Here is a 15,071-nt window from a genome sequence, read left to right as displayed (position 1 = left end):
CACTCCTTTCCCTTCTTATTTTTTAAAGCGCTGAAGCTCACGGTCAGTGTCCTTTGCTGCTTTATCCAGTTCTGGCTTTACATCCTGTCCCAGTGCAGCTGCTTGGAACGCTTCAGCAAACTTGGCGCTCAGCACTGGATAGGCTGGAGTGGCCGGACGGGCTTTTGCAGTATTCAATACCTGGTCTTTAATTACCTTTTTCGGAAGTTTGTCATACTCTTTAATTTCCTTAAATGCGGACTCCCTGGCCGGGGGCATTCCGGTAATCTTGGATATTTCAACGACGGAATCCTTATTGCTCATCCATTTTACAACTTCTGCCGCTTCTTTTGGATGCTGAGATTGGCTGGAAACACCAAATGCCCAAGAGCCTGAAGGCGACACTTTCTTCTTGCTGTAAGGGAAATAGGTCATTCCCCAATCCAGATTTTTATAGTCTTCAAAACCAGGAATCAACCATACTCCGCCAATCATCATAGCGGCTTTTCCTTCTTCAAAGTCTGCAGGTCCGTTGGAAACACTTACAACCTTTGATTTAAATAAACCTTTCACATAATTCAACGCTTCTACCGATTCCGGTCCGTTTAAATAGCCTTCCGCTTTCGTTCTGCCCTTGTTGAGCAAGAGCCCGTCATTTGACCATACGAATACGGAACCCATGTACGTGAGCCATTCCCCGACCCCAAGATCCATGTGCATGGTAAGGCCGCGTACATCCCCTTTTGTCAGTTTTTTGGAGGCTTCCATGAACTGGTCCCACGTCCATGCTTTGTCGAGTGTTTCAGGAGCCTGAATACCCGCTTCTTTTAATAATTTTTTGTTATAAAAGACTACAATGGAGGATTCCATCGCTCCAAGTGCATAAAGCTTGCCGTCATATGTACCTTGCTGGATGATGGATTTGGCAAAATCCTGTTTGTCACTCTTCTCCACATAATCATCGATTGGTGAAAGAATACCGGTAGCTGCATAGTTTCCGACAAAGGGACCATCCATATCGAGAACATCCGGAAGTCCATTGGAGGTGGCAGCTGCATTGATTTTATCTTCATACGCATGACCTGTACCGCTTGGGATAATATCAAGCTTTACATTAATTTTACCTTTGTGTTCTTTGTTAAACTCGTCAATCCTTTTTTTATAAAAGTCGACTTCCTTGGGCTGGCCCTGGTGCGCCCACATCTTAAGCTGCACCTCCCCGCCTTTCTCCGATCCCGACGCTCCCTGCTTGTCGTTGGAACAGCCAGCCATCGAAAACGCAAATATAAGACAAAACAGCAGCAATATTCCCTTTTTCATAGAATTGCCTCCTCATTTTATAATCGTATGGGTGATTTAAATGGATCCTGCAACTCATCTGCAGATGGTAGAGACCGGATCACTTTGTCATTTTCCATAATCAATGTACCGTTCATGTCCTTCAGTTGCCCTGTTACGGTAATGGTTTCCCCTTTCGCAACAGGAAGAGTTAATGATTCAAACGATTGGACGGAATCTTTCTCAATCAATGGAACGGATAACTTTTGCTGATCAACCAGTGTTCCATCTTCCAGGAACACTTTGTAAGTCACTTCATAATTTTTAAAAGCTACATTATAGTCATTGATGATCCATGGTATAACCGTGGCTGTGCGTCCAAGCTCACCTTCAGTAATATCTCCGTTGAACGACAGATGGAGCGGTTCAAAAGCCTTTGCCATGGCAAAGTAGGCTTTCTTCGGCTGGCGGTAGTAGTCGATAATGGACCAGTCAATGGAGGGGCCGGTATTTACAAAGTGAAACTGAAGCAGTCCGCCGACTTGATTGTATTTCTTTCTTCTTAATGCCTCCGTATGTTCCTTGTAAAACTGCACCTGGTAATCCTGAGTGATATCGATGAGATCTTGAAGCGACTGAGTCATCACAGATCCCATCATGGTCTGGTAGATGTTCGTCTGGAATCCCCATGTACGGTAGATCTCCCAGTTAACCGGCCAGAGAGACTCCTGATTCATAAATTTCTTTAAGGAATCTTCATTTGGAATGGACTGAGTGCCGTATTCTGTTACAAACATCGGATTATAGAATTCTGCGTCCTCAATTTTCCCCCAGTACCATCCAACCCAGTGAACACTTAAATGTGTACCGATATAAGTTGTAAAATCGTCAAGTGTCTCAAAATAGTGTGGAAGTTCTTCATCAGAGACAAGGACTGAGTTTTTTATTACAGGGCGCAGGCTGTCGAGTTCCTTAACCACGCGCAGCAGCATATTATCCAGCTTATTGTAATCATGATAGCGGGATTCACTGTGGCATGACCAAAGAATGATGGACGGATGGTTATACAGCATTCGTATAAAACGCCTGGCGACATCCTCTGCTCTTTTTATAAAAAGACCTGTCGATTCATAGCCCCACTGAAAGGGCAGGTCCTGAAACACCATAATCCCCTTTTCATTGCACAGCTGGTAAAACTCTTCCTGTTCAGCATGCGCAAACAAACGGGTGGTGTTCATATTGGCGTCCAGCATCATCTGGACATCGAGCTGGTAGGACTCCTTGGTCATCAGGGAAAGGAACTGGTCGGACAAGTAATTGTTGCCTCTGATAAAAACTCTCGTTCCATTGAGATAAAAGATCCAATTTTCGTCCATTTTGATTTCTTTAATCCCAAATATTTGAATCTTTTTATCAACCAATACCCCGTTTGCCCAGACCTCAATCACAGCTTTATAAAGATGGGGAAAACCAAGCTCCCATGTCCACCACAATTTTGGCTGGGACAGCTGGTCGGTCATGGAGTAACTGCTTGTTCCCGGCCTCTGGAAATAACTTTGCCGTTTCCATCTGTATATTTTCCCCCTGAAATTATGCGGCAAAAAGGAGACCTCCACATCAATCCTTGCTTCCTTGCTGTTGTTGTTGTTTAATTCAACGTCCAGGTAGATGGTGGCTTTCTTATAGTCATCCTTCAAGTAGGGTGTAATCTGGATATGCTCAATATGTACCTTGCCTCGTTCCTCCAGATAAACATCCTTCCAAATACCGCCCGGGTTGATGAGTGGATTCGGATAGTGAGCGTTCACAGAAGAAGGGACCTCGGGGCAATCGGTAAGCCCTTCCTGGTTCACTGGTAGACAGTCCCAATGATAAAGCCCGCCCTTGGCAATCTTTTTCCTCTCCGGCCTCGTATCCAATTCAGAGGTAACTTTAACGACCAGAATGTTTTCCTCGCCATTATGCAGAAAATCGGAAACATTGAATTCAAATGCATCAAAGTCTCCTTCATGCGTTCCCAAATACACACCGTTCAACCAAACTTCCGAATAATAATCTACCGCGTCAAAACAAATATAAAACATTTTATCGGACTTTTTGGGTGGTGCCCGGAATGTCGCCTTATACCACATCACCCCCTGAAAATCTTCATAACCCGCTTTCTGCCAATGAGCAGGAACAAGAATGTCTGTCCATGTTAACTCTTCAGCATGGTAAACCGGCTTATTTCGAATATTTCCTTCCAGCTGGTCATCTTCATCCTGCACACATTTCCAAATTCCATTTAAACTCAGTTTTTCTCTGCACTCTCTGCTCATTTTTATCACCTGACTTTTCGGGTATAAGTGTATGTTTTCTATTACTTTATGGGCCAGAGCCAAAGAACTTCACACTATTCTGAACTTTTCCCTTGTTACCGATTGTGTAAACACCTTTTTTGCCATTATCATCCATTTATAAAAAAAGAGGCACCGCTTCACCCATGAGGAAACTGGCTCATAATGGATATGAAGCGGGACCCATGCCATTCCATCTTATTTGGTTCCTTTTCCTTTTGTCAGATGGCAAGGGACTCCATGGCCCACTGCTCCCGGATGGCTCATTTTTTCGATATATGAGAGCCCTCTCGCACACTGCGTCTTGCATGAAATACAGGTCGAGCTTGTGACCATTTTTACTGTATGTGCATACTTGTTTACCGCCTGATCATACTTGGATGTCTTTTTTGCCGTTTTCTTCGCTGGTTTTTTCGCCATTTTTCTTCCTCCTTGCCTCACATCTTTCATATGATATGAAACGTGTAAAGAGGATGACACTGGGCAAAAACAAAAAAACCACTTACAGAAACAAGTGGTTTTCATCATATTTTAATTCAAACTCCAGCGTGTTGTGATTAGCAAGTGATAGTATATAGTCGCTGTCTCTTCTGTCATAGGAAGCCAAAAAGTCCCTTAGCGGCATGTGATATTTGTTCCACACAATATCCATCAGCCAGTGCTGGCTCACCTCAAAATATTCTCCGTCAAATCGATCAATTTTGACAGTTTCACCTAAATACATGCCTAACACTCCTTTCACAGGAAGGTAAACTGCATTAAGGCCCTACAATATATCTTAAATTATACTATAGTATTCAGAAAAGTGAAACAGTATGACAAAGAATAAATAAAAAAACAGACATATTGAATATGCCTGTTTTCCTGTTATATTTTCTTTGCCCCAAGATATTTAGGAGCCCAGTATGGATTTTTCATAGAAGCAATACTTACACCCTTCGAAGATGAGCTGTGAATGAACTCGTTATTGCCAATATAAATTCCTGCATGGGAAGCTCCGCTCTTGTACGTATGGAAAAACACCACATCGCCGGCTTTTGGCTTGCTTACACGTGTCCCTTTCAAATAAATACCTGAAACCGTGCGTGGCAAGTCTACTCTCTTGGCTTTTTCAAACACATAATTGATATAGCCGCTGCAGTCAAAACCTTTTGGTGTCGTTCCGCCCCATCGGTATGGAACTCCCTTATATTTCTTTGCCACAGTTACTACACTTGCCGAGCTGCTTGAAGAACTTTTCTTTACTGCTTTTTTTACGCCCAGTGCTTTAAATGTGTTTGAACCGGCAATGCCATCCGCTTTTAACCGTTTTGCTTTTTGAAACTTTTGAACTGCTGATTTCGTATATGTACCATAGTAAGTCGTTGTCTTTTTATATGTAAAGTATCCTTTTTTCTTTAGGACGGTCTGTAATTGTTGTACGTCTTTACTGGTCATACCTTGTTTTAATGTGTGATCGCCAAGCGCTGCTTTACCTACGATCGGATTGAAAGCCATCATTCCTACTAGTGCCGCTGCCGCTACCAATTTTTTCAAAGCATGTATCCCCCTAAAATCTGTATTACCAATGTTGGTATTTTCTTCTTGCTAACTTACTTAGATTCTACCAACAAAATATGACATCCGTGTTTTAGGAAGATTACAGTAATATTACAAAAAGAGATAATTCCCGATTTTTCGTGACATTAAACCTAAAGAATTCCTCAAATTTTGTCAATACTAGTTAAAATATGGAGGGGGATTTCCGTCATTTGCTCTATTCATCTTTTATAGTAGGTCTTTTCGCCCCTTAAAAAGTAGTGTTTATAAAATGTCCCATCATATATTGGAACATTTAGTGACTTTTAGCATTCATTTCTAAAATACCTTCCTTTAAAGGGGTGCTATAGGCATATTTTTACGCTATGATGAACAAGAACCCGCATGATCTCATGTGGGTCGTATCCTGTTTTTTGGAATGGCCATTTCTCTTTTGGAAAAGCCGGCATTCCTGAAAATATGGTATAATGTGGTAATCACCTGTGTTCGGTTTATAGTGTTCATTCGGGTAAAATAGGGTAATACATTGTAAGTACTTTTTATCACGGCTAAAGGAGTAGTGACTTTGAGTAAATTAAAAATGCATTTCTTTCCTTTGTGCTTAATGCTCTCTATTCCGCTTTTGCACTCTTTTTATGAGTTGCTTAATAATGGAGACCGTGGAGCCAGGAGCCTTATCACATCGTTTGACCAGCAGATCCCTTTTATTGAAGCATTTATTATTCCCTATGTCTTTTGGTATATTTTCATCTTTGGCATGCTGTTTTACTTTTTTGTTTATGACCGGTCTCTCTACTATAAAACTTTGTTGAGCCTTACCACCGGAATGGTCATTTGTTATGTTATTTACTTCTTTTTTCAGACCACTGTTCCAAGGCCTCCTCTGGATGGAAACAGCATTTTCACATCCATGATCCGTTATATTTATTCGGCAGATGAACCGTACAATTGTTTTCCAAGCATTCATGTGCTGAGCAGCTACCTCATGGTAATTGCCTCCCGCCATTGTAAAACAAAGACTCCCGTTTTTGTTGCTTCAGTGGCATTGATCGGATATCTGATCATTTTTTCCACCCTTTTTGTTAAACAGCACGTTATTCTCGATGCTTTTGCCGGCATCCTGCTCGGAAACATTTTGTTTAATTCAATCTTTTATTTTAAACCCATACTGGAATATGCCAGCAGCAAGAAGTACGCCAAAAACAAAAAAGCAGCAGAACCCCGCTAGAGGGACTGCTGCTTTTTTATTGGGTAAAAAATAAGGAGCGGCTCAGGCGTCCTCTCCTTTGTTTGATGCATTTCCATGTGTGTCCATAATTTCGTCTACCGTTCTCATCCGGCTGTCTTCAAGATTCTTTTCTCCATTACGGACAAACGAGGGTTCTTCAATTTCGTACTCGTCACTGATTTTCCCTTCCTTGTCCGCTACTGCCTGCGCTTCAACAGTCCGTTTGGCATAAGGAAGAGCTTTTAATCTTTCGTAAGGTATTTCCTCTCCCGTGTCAACGCATTTCCCATAGGTACCCTCTTCGATACGCTGGAGCGCTTCGTTAATGTCTTCAAGAATTTCCTCTTGATTTTCATCAAGCGCCATTGCCATTTCGCGGTCATATAACTCACTCCCCATATCACCAAAGTGGCTGTCAACTGAGCTGATTTCCCCTGTAGACTCCTGCAGGCTTTCCTCGCTCTCCCTTAACTCCTGCTGTTCCTCAAGCTGTTTCTTCATCCTCAGCAATGATTGTTCGAGTTCGTTGATTTGCTGTTTTGTTAAGCTCATGATGGGCCTCCTCATACTTGTTAGTGATTACTATTTACCCTATTTATCCGAAAATAACACGCATTCACCTGCCGAACAGACATAATCTCATTATGAGTGCTGACCTTGTTGATCTTTATGTTCGATTTCATCGATTGCCTCTTCCTCTTCCTTCAATACCCCTTCATCAATTTGTTCTTTATAAGCGTAAGACAAGAGCAGAGATACGAGAATGGCGCCGCCGATTAAATTCCCAATGGTAGCCGGAAATAAATTTAAAAGGATAAATTTGTACCAGCTGATATCAAAGCCTTCAAGAACAGATATACTGAAATAACCCATATTTGCTACGGCGTGTTGAAAGTTGCCGGCCTCAAAGATAATGACAGGCAGCATAATACCAAGTATTTTCCCTACAACATCCCTTGCCGCAGTAGCAAGAACCGCGGCCGCTCCAATGAGCCAATTGGCGAGGATGCCTGAGAAAAGGACCTGAAACCAACCCCATGTTCCACGATGCGTAAATTCCATTTTCTTTTCCATAAAGGTGAGCAGATGATCGTAAAATTCCCCATGCAGCGATCCTGAAAAATTGAGCAGGAAGCCGACAAATAAAGCACCAAGGAAGTTTCCTATGTAACAGATCAGCCAAAAATAGAGCAGTTTTTTGCTGATCCAGTATTTGCTTTGCATGATATAACTGGGAAGGAGAATGTTTACTTCGGTAAAAAGGATTGAGCCGGATAAAAAAACCATGGCATAGCCGATGGTAAAGCCGACCCCTGCAAGCAGATTCATTACCCCCTGGCTGTCTACTTCCATAGTAAGCAGTACTGAACCGAGTGCTCCAAATGCGATGAACGCTCCCGCCAGAACCGAAAGAATGAACTGGGCCATATACGTCGTTTGCAGGGATTCCTTTCCCTTTGTAATAAAACTTTCTACAATTTGAGCAGGAAAATAATATTGCCGCTCCGGTTTCTTTGGCTTCGTTGTTTCTGAAGCCTCGTTTTCAGTACCTTTACTCATCCATACCCCTCCATTTCCCTGCTAAGATTCCCTGCCGCTTCATGCCTCAAACAAAAGTGAAATAATGTTCATAGCGTTCCCCGAAAATCTCCGTGTTATGATGAAGAATAGGAAGACACAAAAATAAGGCGCTGTTTATGTGAATGAACATAAACGTGCGCCTCATTTAATGTACTTGCTATTCACTTATTGATTTTCCTTTCTTTACTTAAAACACATGCCTTGCATTACTTGCAGACTTGCATCTTTCAGTTTATTTTCCTTCTTTGGATTCCCACATGCCCACATGATGCGAAAATAGTTTTCACGGACTGTTTTCCTTTGCGCCATGATTCTGGCATGTTTCGCTTGCCGTTGTCATTGGAACCACGTCCTCTGAATTAATGCGTACCCGTCACTGGTTTCCCACATGTCCACATATCGCAAAACCAGTTTTCACGGGCTGGTTTTATGGTGGATACGATTCTGACATGCTTCGCTAACAATTTTCATTGGAATCACGCCTTTAACAGATTATGTGTTATTAAATAGACTACTCTGAAGACCCACATGCATAAGCTCCTTAAAGCTTCTTTAGCATGCTTCGCTTTCATTCTTCATTGGAATCTACTCCCTTCGTTTGTTACGTTTATAATACTGTATTCTAAGCATAATTAAAATATTCAGAATAATCATTTTTGTCTGATATTAACGCTTTTTGCTTGCTTCACCTTCAACACATGAGTTTTTTTACAAAATTCCTTCTTTTTTCATCGTATCTCAACAAAAATTAAATAAATTCTTTAAAAAACAGCTTCTTTTTATATTACCCGACATCTTTTACAAAGAACGTCCGGGTGAAAGGAATGCCGGCATATTGATAAACAATCACGATTTGCTTAGCCGGAAAGTCATGCAGAATACGTATTTTCTTTTTTTGTCCTGCAAAAATCTTTTGCCCGCGAACAGGAACCCAAGAAGTATTCATCTTCATAGAGACCTCGGGTGGAACTTCATTATTATTAATATAAAAAGCTTCTATTTTCAAAGGAAAGCGGCCCGTATTTTCTGCGTCCATCCACGTTTGAACCGCTGAGGTTCTTTTAGTTTGTATTTTAAGAGGCGGCATCAGGCTGCTATACATATAGATTGCACAACCGCCGATTATAATCAAACCGGCCACCATGCTTCTCATTTTTTTCTTCATATTTATGATCACCTTGTTGCCTTTCCACCGTTTTCTATATTGTCTCTTTCTTTACCAGCAAATATCAATAAAAAACCAAAATTCCTAATGTGTCAGATTTGAAAACATTTGAAATAAATGAAGGAATTCCTATGCAAAATAGTAAGAGATTTTTCCATTGTCTGCTATGCTTTTACTAATCAGGATATGAAAGGATGGTCTTGTGAGAAAAAAAGGTCTATCTCTCGTCACAGCTCTTTCCATTTTATCCGCATTGGTCTGGCTGGCGGGTCTTGCCTGGGTCCTTCAGGATCAGTTTTTCGCGGATAACAAAAACCGGCAGGCAAAATCGCTGAAGCCGGATACCGCTCAACAACAGAAGCAAGATTCATCAGGGAAAACCCTGCAAATTGCGGCCATTGGTGACTCATTGACAAGAGGAACAGGAGATCCTGATGGCAAGGGATACATTGGTTACCTCAAGGAAGAATTGGCAAAGACAACAAAAAAGGAAATCGAGTTGACCAATTCCGCCATAAAGGGACAGACCTCTGTCCAGCTTCTTAAGCAACTCCAGCAGCCACAGATTCAGCGACAAATAAAAAATGCAGATGTGATTCTGCTGACCATTGGCGGCAATGATTTATTCCGCGGAGGACAAGCGCTCGAAGAGCTGGAATCGAAAAATATCAATAAAACAGAAGATGTTTATCTTTCAAACTTAAAAGCTATTTATAAAGAAATCCGCTCGCTGAACAAAAACGGTATTATCTATCATGTTGGGCTTTATAATCCCTTCAGTGACATGCAGGATTCGAAAACGACTTCCAGCATCGTCAGAAAGTGGAATTATGATTCAGCCAACGCCGCAGCTGCTCAGCCAAATATCATTTATGTACCTACTTTTGACCTTTTCGAACTGAATGTGAATGATTATTTGTACAGTGATCATTTTCACCCCAACAAACAAGGATATCAATTAATCGGAGAGCGCACAGCTTCCCTCATCCGTTTTAGCGAGGAGGACCAGAAATGAGCCAATCACCTGCTCTATCCGTAAAAAACTTGCGAAAGACAATCGGTAAAAAAGATATCATTAAAGGCATCTCCTTTGACTTGTACCCTGGAGAAGTTTTTGGATTTTTAGGTCCGAACGGGGCCGGGAAAACGACAACCATCCGTATGATCGTCGGATTGATTAAGCCCTCTTCAGGCACTGTCCTGATCGGAGGCAAAAACGTTCAGACCCATTTTGGCGATGCCATGAAAGACTTGGGCTGCATCGTAGAAAATCCGGAACTTTATCCTTATTTGACCGGCTGGGAAAACCTTGAACATTTTGCCCGGATGGATCCCTCCATTCCGCAGAAACGGCTTCATGAAGTAGTTGAACTTGTGGATATGGGAAACCGGATTCATGACAGAGTCGGCACCTATTCCCTTGGCATGAGGCAAAGGCTGGGGATTGCCCAGGCCTTGCTGGGAAACCCCAAACTGTTGATCCTTGATGAACCAACCAACGGATTGGACCCTGCCGGGATTCGCGAGGTGAGAGAATTCATTCGCTTCCTCGCGGAAAAAGAAAAATTATGTGTCATGGTTTCTTCCCATCTGCTTAGTGAAATTCAGCTGATGTGCGACCGTGTTGCAATCATTTCAAAAGGAAGCATCATCCGTGTGGATTCGGTTCATGCATTGCTGGCAGAACAAGAACGGGTGGTCTGGAAGGCTGAACCGCTGGAAAAAGCAGAATCCCTGCTCAGGGAAGTCACGAATGTCACACGGTCGCAAGAAAATCTTATTACCTTATATGATGAAAATCAAATCGGGAAATGGAATCGGATGCTCGTCACTGCAGGAGTGGAAGTGAAAGAGATGCGAACTAAGCTGCCTGCCCTCGAAGATCTTTTCCTGGAACTGACAGGAGGCGAGCATATTGAATAAACTTGTCCATAACGAGTTGCTTAAGCTTTTCAGAAAAAAGCGTTTGTTCGTTATCATCCTCATTATCGCGGCTCTTGTGCCTCTCTTCACGTACGCACAGTATCAGGAAGTAAAAACAACACGGGAAAAACTGGGGAACGTGGATTGGAGAACACAGCTTCAACAGGAAATTGTGGATACACAGAATCGGCTAAGCTCGAGCAGGATGCAGGATGACTGGAGAAAATACCTGAAGATCCGTTTGGCTCAGCAGCAATACTATCTGGATCACAATATTAATCCGCAAGCTCCCGGTGCTCCAACATTCATGAGGGTGTTTGTTGAAAACTCCATTGATTTGCTGCTTCCGCTTCTGGTCATGGTTGTAGCTGCCGATCTCGTTTCATCGGAAGCAAGTGGCGGAACCATCAAGCTGCTGCTTACCCGGCCAGTCAAGCGATGGCGAATATTATTAAGCAAATATTTAGCTCTGATCTTATCCGTCTCCTTTATTGTAACGGCATCCGCGGTGTTATCCTATGCCATATCAGGCGTGGTGTTCGGTTATGGGGGATGGGGCATGCCGCTGCTCACCGGCTTTAGCACAAGCGGAGAGGAATTAGTTACGAATAACGTTCACCTCATACCCCAATGGCAGTATATCCTTATGGAATTTGGTTTAGTTTGGTTTGTGTGCCTTGTCGTCGGAACCTTAACCTTCATGCTTTCGGTTCTGCTCAGGAGCACAGCGGCTGTCATGGGAATCATGCTGGCTGCACTTATCGCCGGAGCGATTCTTTCCAACATGGTATCATCATGGGAAAGTGCGAAATATTTGTTTATGGTTAATCTCAGCCTCACCGACTACATTAGCGGAATGGCCACACCAATAGAAGGAATGTCCCTCGGCTTTTCACTGATCGTCCTTTTGGTATGGGCAATCGGAGGCCTCGTTGTTTCCTTTGCCGTGTTTACCAAAAAAGATGTGTTTTAAATGAATTCAGCAAAAAAAGCTGAAGCAGAACAACGCCTGCTTCAGCTTTTTTCGTTTCGTTTAGACACCGCTCTCGGGTTGATTCGCCGGTTCTGCCTTTTTCCTGCTGGCCGAACGTTTCTTCAGCCAGCCGATGAGGACCACAGCTGCAATGATAATAATTTCAAAACCGTACTTTATGACCGGATTGCTGAAATATTCTTTCAGGAACGGCTCACCAACGATCATCTTCGCGGCTGTCCAGGCGAGAATAGCCGCCCCTATGGTAATAATGAATGGAAATTTGTCGATCAGTTTTAAGAACAATGTACTGCCCCAAACGACGATCGGAACAGAAATCAATAAACCAAGAACAACGAGCAAAAAGTCTCCATGAGCTGCTCCTGCCACAGCGAGTACATTATCAAGCCCCATAACCGCATCCGCTATAATAATGGTCCGGATGGCTGCCAAAATACTGTCCTGTGCTTTAATGTCGTGGTCTTTTTCCTCCACCATCAGCTTATAGGCAATGTAGATTAAGATCAGGCCACCTGCCAAAAGCAGGCCAGGTACTTTAAGCAGCCATACAACGGCCATTGTTGCCACAGCACGAATTACGACAGCTCCGACCGTTCCCCAGATGATAACCTTCTTTTGCTGTTCTTTTTTCAAATTTCTCGCTGCAAGTCCTATGACAATCGCATTGTCGCCTGCGAGTACCAGGTCAATAATGACAATGGATAAGAGCGCAGACAGAAATTCGGTTGATAAAAAATCCATCAGTAAATATCCTCCTTGATTTCCAGCTCAAACACCTTATGATGTGAAAAACACATAAAATAATTTCAAATTCTTTACTATCATTTCTTAAAAATCCGGGAGACATGCATCGTCCATTTCCCTATCGCAACCTTGTCCTTCTCCTCTCAATTCTGCTTTTTAAGAATTTTGGCATGTTAAAGTATACGGTTCTTTACGCATAAGGTTTCAATCATTTTCGGGCGGTGAAAAAATTTGACATCCACGTCTCTATTGCTGAAACAAGGGGAATACTGGGGCTAGTGAGGCAAAAGGAGTTTGTTATGATTGTATTTCTGAAGGAATTGAAATTGCGTTTTTTTGAAGATAAAGTGTTCGATTTGTCGGCACAGCTTGCTTATTATTTTTTGGTTTCTTTATTTCCGTTTTCGTTTTTGGTTTTCTCTATACTGGGCTTTCTGCCGATTTCGTCGTCCTCCGTACTGGAGCTTATCCGGCCGTTTGCTCCTGTTCAGGCCTTTAACCTGCTGGAATACAATTTGATATCGGTACTTGATCAAAGCCGCGGGGATATTTTTTCAATCAGTCTGTTGGTTACCCTCTGGCTGTCCTCGATCGGCATTCTCGCCATTATCCGCGTGTTCAATCAAGCATATCATGTGGAAGAGAACCGTCCGTTTATCAGGGAACTGCTGCTGGGTATCCTTTTGACCATTGGCCTGGTTATTGCGATCGTTTCATCTTTACTGCTACCCGTTTTTGGAAGCTCGATTGGCCATTTTTTAGCCAATCACCTTGGATACAATCATCCAGCTTTTCATATCTGGGCAACCACCCGATGGACATTGGGCTTTGTGATCCTCATGGTTATGTTTATTTCCCTATACCTTATTGCCCCGAATGTCCGTTTGAAATTAAAACATGTTCTTCCCGGTGCTTTCTTTTCAACCATTGGGTGGCAGCTGATCTCCCTTGGATTTTCCTACTATGTGACGTTGTTTGATTACCGTCAGATTTATGGAAACCTTGGTGCTTTGCTGACGCTTATGATCTGGTTCTACCTGTCCGCCATGATTCTTATTCTTGGAGGACAGCTCAATGCCATCCTGGTTACCATGCATCAAAGGAAAAACTTGCAAAATTCATGAGATTACCAATATTACAGATTGACTTTTTACCCGTTCCATATAATCATTTAATTAGAGAGAAAGTTATTATACATAGAGGATGATGTACAGAAATGCGTCTAAAGAATGTAATTATTATTATTGTGCTGCTGGCAGCAGCCATTTTTCTTATTCCATACAGCATTCCGTTGATTCTAGCGCTTGTGACCGCTTTGGTGCTTGAACCGGCTATTAAACTTTTCATAAACAACTTTAAAATTAAAAGGCTGCTGTCCGTAACGATTGTGTTTATTTTATTTCTTGCCGGATTCGGCATTTTCACCTACTGGCTGACAACCACACTTGTTGTTCAGACGATTGATTTTCTTACGATGGTTCCGAAGTATGCAGTAAAAGTATTCAGTCTGATTGAAAATGATTTATATAAAGTAGAAAAGCTCTATGCCTCCCTTCCTCCTGAAGCCCTTTCAACTGTTCAGAATGCTTTGGACGGATTTAAGGATTATGCCGGAAGCTTTGCAACCAAACTGACTAACGGCATCATTGCAGTTGCGGCTGCCATACCCCAGCTGCTGCTTTACCTTATTATTTATCTGGTAGCTTTATTTTTAATTTCACTGGACTTGCCGAGGCTTTTTGCCAACTTTCTCAATTTGTTTACAACCTCTGCGCGGGAAAAGGTCGAGCTCGTCTTTACCCAGCTGTCCCGAGCAACCGTAGGATTTATCCGTGCCCAGTTGATCTTAAGCTTTATCACCTATGTGCTTGCATTAATCGGCCTTTTGATTCTGGATGTCAAATATGCCGTTCTGATTGCTTTATTCATCATTCTTGTCGATATCCTTCCCATACTGGGTACCGGATCGTTTATTGTCCCCTGGGCGATCTACAATTTTATTGTAGGTGATGACTTCCTTGCGATTGGCTTAATCATCATGTTTGTTGTTCTTACCGTAATCCGCCGTATTATCGAGCCCAAGATCCTTGGTTCCAGCCTTGGAATTTCAGCGCTTGCCGCATTGATCAGCCTCTACCTTGGCTTCCAGCTCCTTGGCTTCATCGGACTAATTGTCGGGCCGGCTCTTGTGATCATCTATGAAGCACTGCGCAGCGCAGGATTTATTAAGATTAAAATTGATTTTTAAGCCCTTTTTAAGAAAAGAATGATATGGTAAAAGTACAAACCCCCCGTTTGTACTTT

At 42.5% G+C, this 15,071-nt stretch carries 15 protein-coding genes; 6 read left to right on the top strand and 9 right to left on the bottom strand.

The window, feature by feature from the left end; translation table 11 throughout:
- Nucleotides 1–15: 15 nt before the first annotated feature.
- The 5 genes from QNH15_RS05500 to QNH15_RS05480 all read right to left on the bottom strand — a co-directional run bounded on the left by QNH15_RS05500 (nt 16) and on the right by QNH15_RS05480 (nt 5,129).
- On the bottom strand, nt 16–1,299 hold the full coding sequence (locus QNH15_RS05500) for an ABC transporter substrate-binding protein (protein WP_283893175.1): 1,284 nt from the start codon (nt 1,297–1,299) through the stop codon (nt 16–18).
- A gap of 17 nt (nt 1,300–1,316) precedes the next feature.
- Nucleotides 1,317–3,575 carry a glycoside hydrolase family 2 protein gene (locus QNH15_RS05495; protein ID WP_283893173.1) on the bottom strand — a complete coding sequence of 753 codons (2,259 nt, stop codon included), beginning with the start codon at nt 3,573–3,575 and terminating at the stop codon, nt 1,317–1,319.
- A 216-nt stretch (nt 3,576–3,791) separates the two neighbouring features.
- Nucleotides 3,792–4,013 carry a hypothetical protein gene (locus QNH15_RS05490; protein ID WP_061967422.1) on the bottom strand — a complete coding sequence of 74 codons (222 nt, stop codon included), beginning with the start codon at nt 4,011–4,013 and terminating at the stop codon, nt 3,792–3,794.
- An 82-nt stretch (nt 4,014–4,095) separates the two neighbouring features.
- Complete coding sequence (locus tag QNH15_RS05485) at nt 4,096–4,317, bottom strand: hypothetical protein (protein WP_061967420.1); 222 nt, start codon at nt 4,315–4,317, stop codon at nt 4,096–4,098.
- A gap of 143 nt (nt 4,318–4,460) precedes the next feature.
- On the bottom strand, nt 4,461–5,129 hold the full coding sequence (locus QNH15_RS05480) for a C40 family peptidase (RefSeq protein WP_283893170.1): 669 nt from the start codon (nt 5,127–5,129) through the stop codon (nt 4,461–4,463).
- A 568-nt stretch (nt 5,130–5,697) separates the two neighbouring features.
- Between QNH15_RS05480 and QNH15_RS05475 the strand changes: the two genes are divergently transcribed.
- Complete coding sequence (locus tag QNH15_RS05475; RefSeq protein ID WP_283893168.1) at nt 5,698–6,360, top strand: phosphatase PAP2 family protein; 663 nt, start codon at nt 5,698–5,700, stop codon at nt 6,358–6,360.
- Between the two features lie 42 nt (nt 6,361–6,402).
- On the opposite strand, the gene QNH15_RS05470 is transcribed toward QNH15_RS05475, so the two are convergent.
- The 3 genes from QNH15_RS05470 to QNH15_RS05460 all read right to left on the bottom strand — a co-directional run bounded on the left by QNH15_RS05470 (nt 6,403) and on the right by QNH15_RS05460 (nt 9,106).
- Complete coding sequence (locus QNH15_RS05470; protein ID WP_283893166.1) at nt 6,403–6,912, bottom strand: TraR/DksA C4-type zinc finger protein; 510 nt, start codon at nt 6,910–6,912, stop codon at nt 6,403–6,405.
- A gap of 90 nt (nt 6,913–7,002) precedes the next feature.
- Nucleotides 7,003–7,920 (bottom strand): formate/nitrite transporter family protein, encoded by a 918-nt coding sequence (locus tag QNH15_RS05465; protein WP_283893164.1) that lies wholly within the window; start codon nt 7,918–7,920, stop codon nt 7,003–7,005.
- 805 nt (nt 7,921–8,725) lie between these two features.
- A complete protein-coding gene (locus QNH15_RS05460) occupies nt 8,726–9,106 on the bottom strand; it encodes a hypothetical protein (RefSeq protein ID WP_283893162.1) in 381 nt (126 codons plus the stop codon).
- A 202-nt stretch (nt 9,107–9,308) separates the two neighbouring features.
- On the opposite strand from QNH15_RS05460, the gene QNH15_RS05455 reads away from it, so the two are divergent.
- The 3 genes from QNH15_RS05455 to QNH15_RS05445 are packed head-to-tail and all read left to right on the top strand — an operon-like array spanning nt 9,309 to nt 12,002.
- Nucleotides 9,309–10,121, top strand: a complete 813-nt coding sequence (locus QNH15_RS05455) for a GDSL-type esterase/lipase family protein (protein ID WP_283893161.1) — start codon at nt 9,309–9,311, stop codon at nt 10,119–10,121.
- Nucleotides 10,118–11,029 (top strand): ABC transporter ATP-binding protein, encoded by a 912-nt coding sequence (locus tag QNH15_RS05450; protein WP_283893160.1) that lies wholly within the window; start codon nt 10,118–10,120, stop codon nt 11,027–11,029. The genes QNH15_RS05455 and QNH15_RS05450 overlap by 4 nt, the downstream gene beginning before the upstream one ends.
- Nucleotides 11,022–12,002, top strand: a complete 981-nt coding sequence (locus tag QNH15_RS05445) for an ABC transporter permease (RefSeq protein WP_061967405.1) — start codon at nt 11,022–11,024, stop codon at nt 12,000–12,002. The genes QNH15_RS05450 and QNH15_RS05445 overlap by 8 nt, the downstream gene beginning before the upstream one ends.
- A gap of 60 nt (nt 12,003–12,062) precedes the next feature.
- On the opposite strand, the gene QNH15_RS05440 is transcribed toward QNH15_RS05445, so the two are convergent.
- The gene (locus tag QNH15_RS05440; RefSeq protein ID WP_283893159.1) at nt 12,063–12,764 is read right to left on the bottom strand and encodes a TerC family protein; all 702 of its coding nucleotides are present in this window, start codon (nt 12,762–12,764) and stop codon (nt 12,063–12,065) included.
- Between the two features lie 302 nt (nt 12,765–13,066).
- Between QNH15_RS05440 and QNH15_RS05435 the strand changes: the two genes are divergently transcribed.
- Together QNH15_RS05435 and ytvI are read left to right on the top strand one after the other, a co-directional pair.
- The gene (locus tag QNH15_RS05435; protein ID WP_061967400.1) at nt 13,067–13,891 is read left to right on the top strand and encodes a YihY/virulence factor BrkB family protein; all 825 of its coding nucleotides are present in this window, start codon (nt 13,067–13,069) and stop codon (nt 13,889–13,891) included.
- 92 nt (nt 13,892–13,983) lie between these two features.
- Entirely contained in the window at nt 13,984–15,015 is a 1,032-nt protein-coding gene (ytvI, locus tag QNH15_RS05430) for a sporulation integral membrane protein YtvI (protein WP_283893157.1), read from the top strand.
- The last annotated feature ends 56 nt before the right edge of the window (nt 15,016–15,071 follow it).

Origin of the sequence: Fictibacillus enclensis, assembly GCF_030123385.1 — a bacterium.
Taxonomy (GTDB): Bacteria; Bacillota; Bacilli; order Bacillales; family Fictibacillaceae; genus Fictibacillus_C; species Fictibacillus_C enclensis.
The sequence above is the reverse complement of the archived record's forward strand: the minus strand, read 5'-3'. Positions and strand labels throughout refer to the sequence as shown.

What these genes read in the sequence shown, in the direction of transcription:
- QNH15_RS05500 (WP_283893175.1), bottom strand. Translation starts at nt 1,299, where the DNA reads ATGAAAAAGGGAATATTGCTGCTGTTTTGTCTTATATTTGCGTTTTCG.
- QNH15_RS05495 (WP_283893173.1), bottom strand. Translation starts at nt 3,575, where the DNA reads ATGAGCAGAGAGTGCAGAGAAAAACTGAGTTTAAATGGAATTTGGAAA.
- QNH15_RS05490 (WP_061967422.1), bottom strand. Translation starts at nt 4,013, where the DNA reads ATGGCGAAAAAACCAGCGAAGAAAACGGCAAAAAAGACATCCAAGTAT.
- QNH15_RS05485 (WP_061967420.1), bottom strand. Translation starts at nt 4,317, where the DNA reads ATGTATTTAGGTGAAACTGTCAAAATTGATCGATTTGACGGAGAATAT.
- QNH15_RS05470 (WP_283893166.1), bottom strand. Translation starts at nt 6,912, where the DNA reads ATGAGCTTAACAAAACAGCAAATCAACGAACTCGAACAATCATTGCTG.
- QNH15_RS05465 (WP_283893164.1), bottom strand. Translation starts at nt 7,920, where the DNA reads ATGAGTAAAGGTACTGAAAACGAGGCTTCAGAAACAACGAAGCCAAAG.
- QNH15_RS05460 (WP_283893162.1), bottom strand. Translation starts at nt 9,106, where the DNA reads ATGAAGAAAAAAATGAGAAGCATGGTGGCCGGTTTGATTATAATCGGC.
- QNH15_RS05450 (WP_283893160.1), top strand. Translation starts at nt 10,118, where the DNA reads ATGAGCCAATCACCTGCTCTATCCGTAAAAAACTTGCGAAAGACAATC.
- QNH15_RS05440 (WP_283893159.1), bottom strand. Translation starts at nt 12,764, where the DNA reads ATGGATTTTTTATCAACCGAATTTCTGTCTGCGCTCTTATCCATTGTC.
- QNH15_RS05435 (WP_061967400.1), top strand. Translation starts at nt 13,067, where the DNA reads ATGATTGTATTTCTGAAGGAATTGAAATTGCGTTTTTTTGAAGATAAA.
- ytvI (WP_283893157.1), top strand. Translation starts at nt 13,984, where the DNA reads ATGCGTCTAAAGAATGTAATTATTATTATTGTGCTGCTGGCAGCAGCC.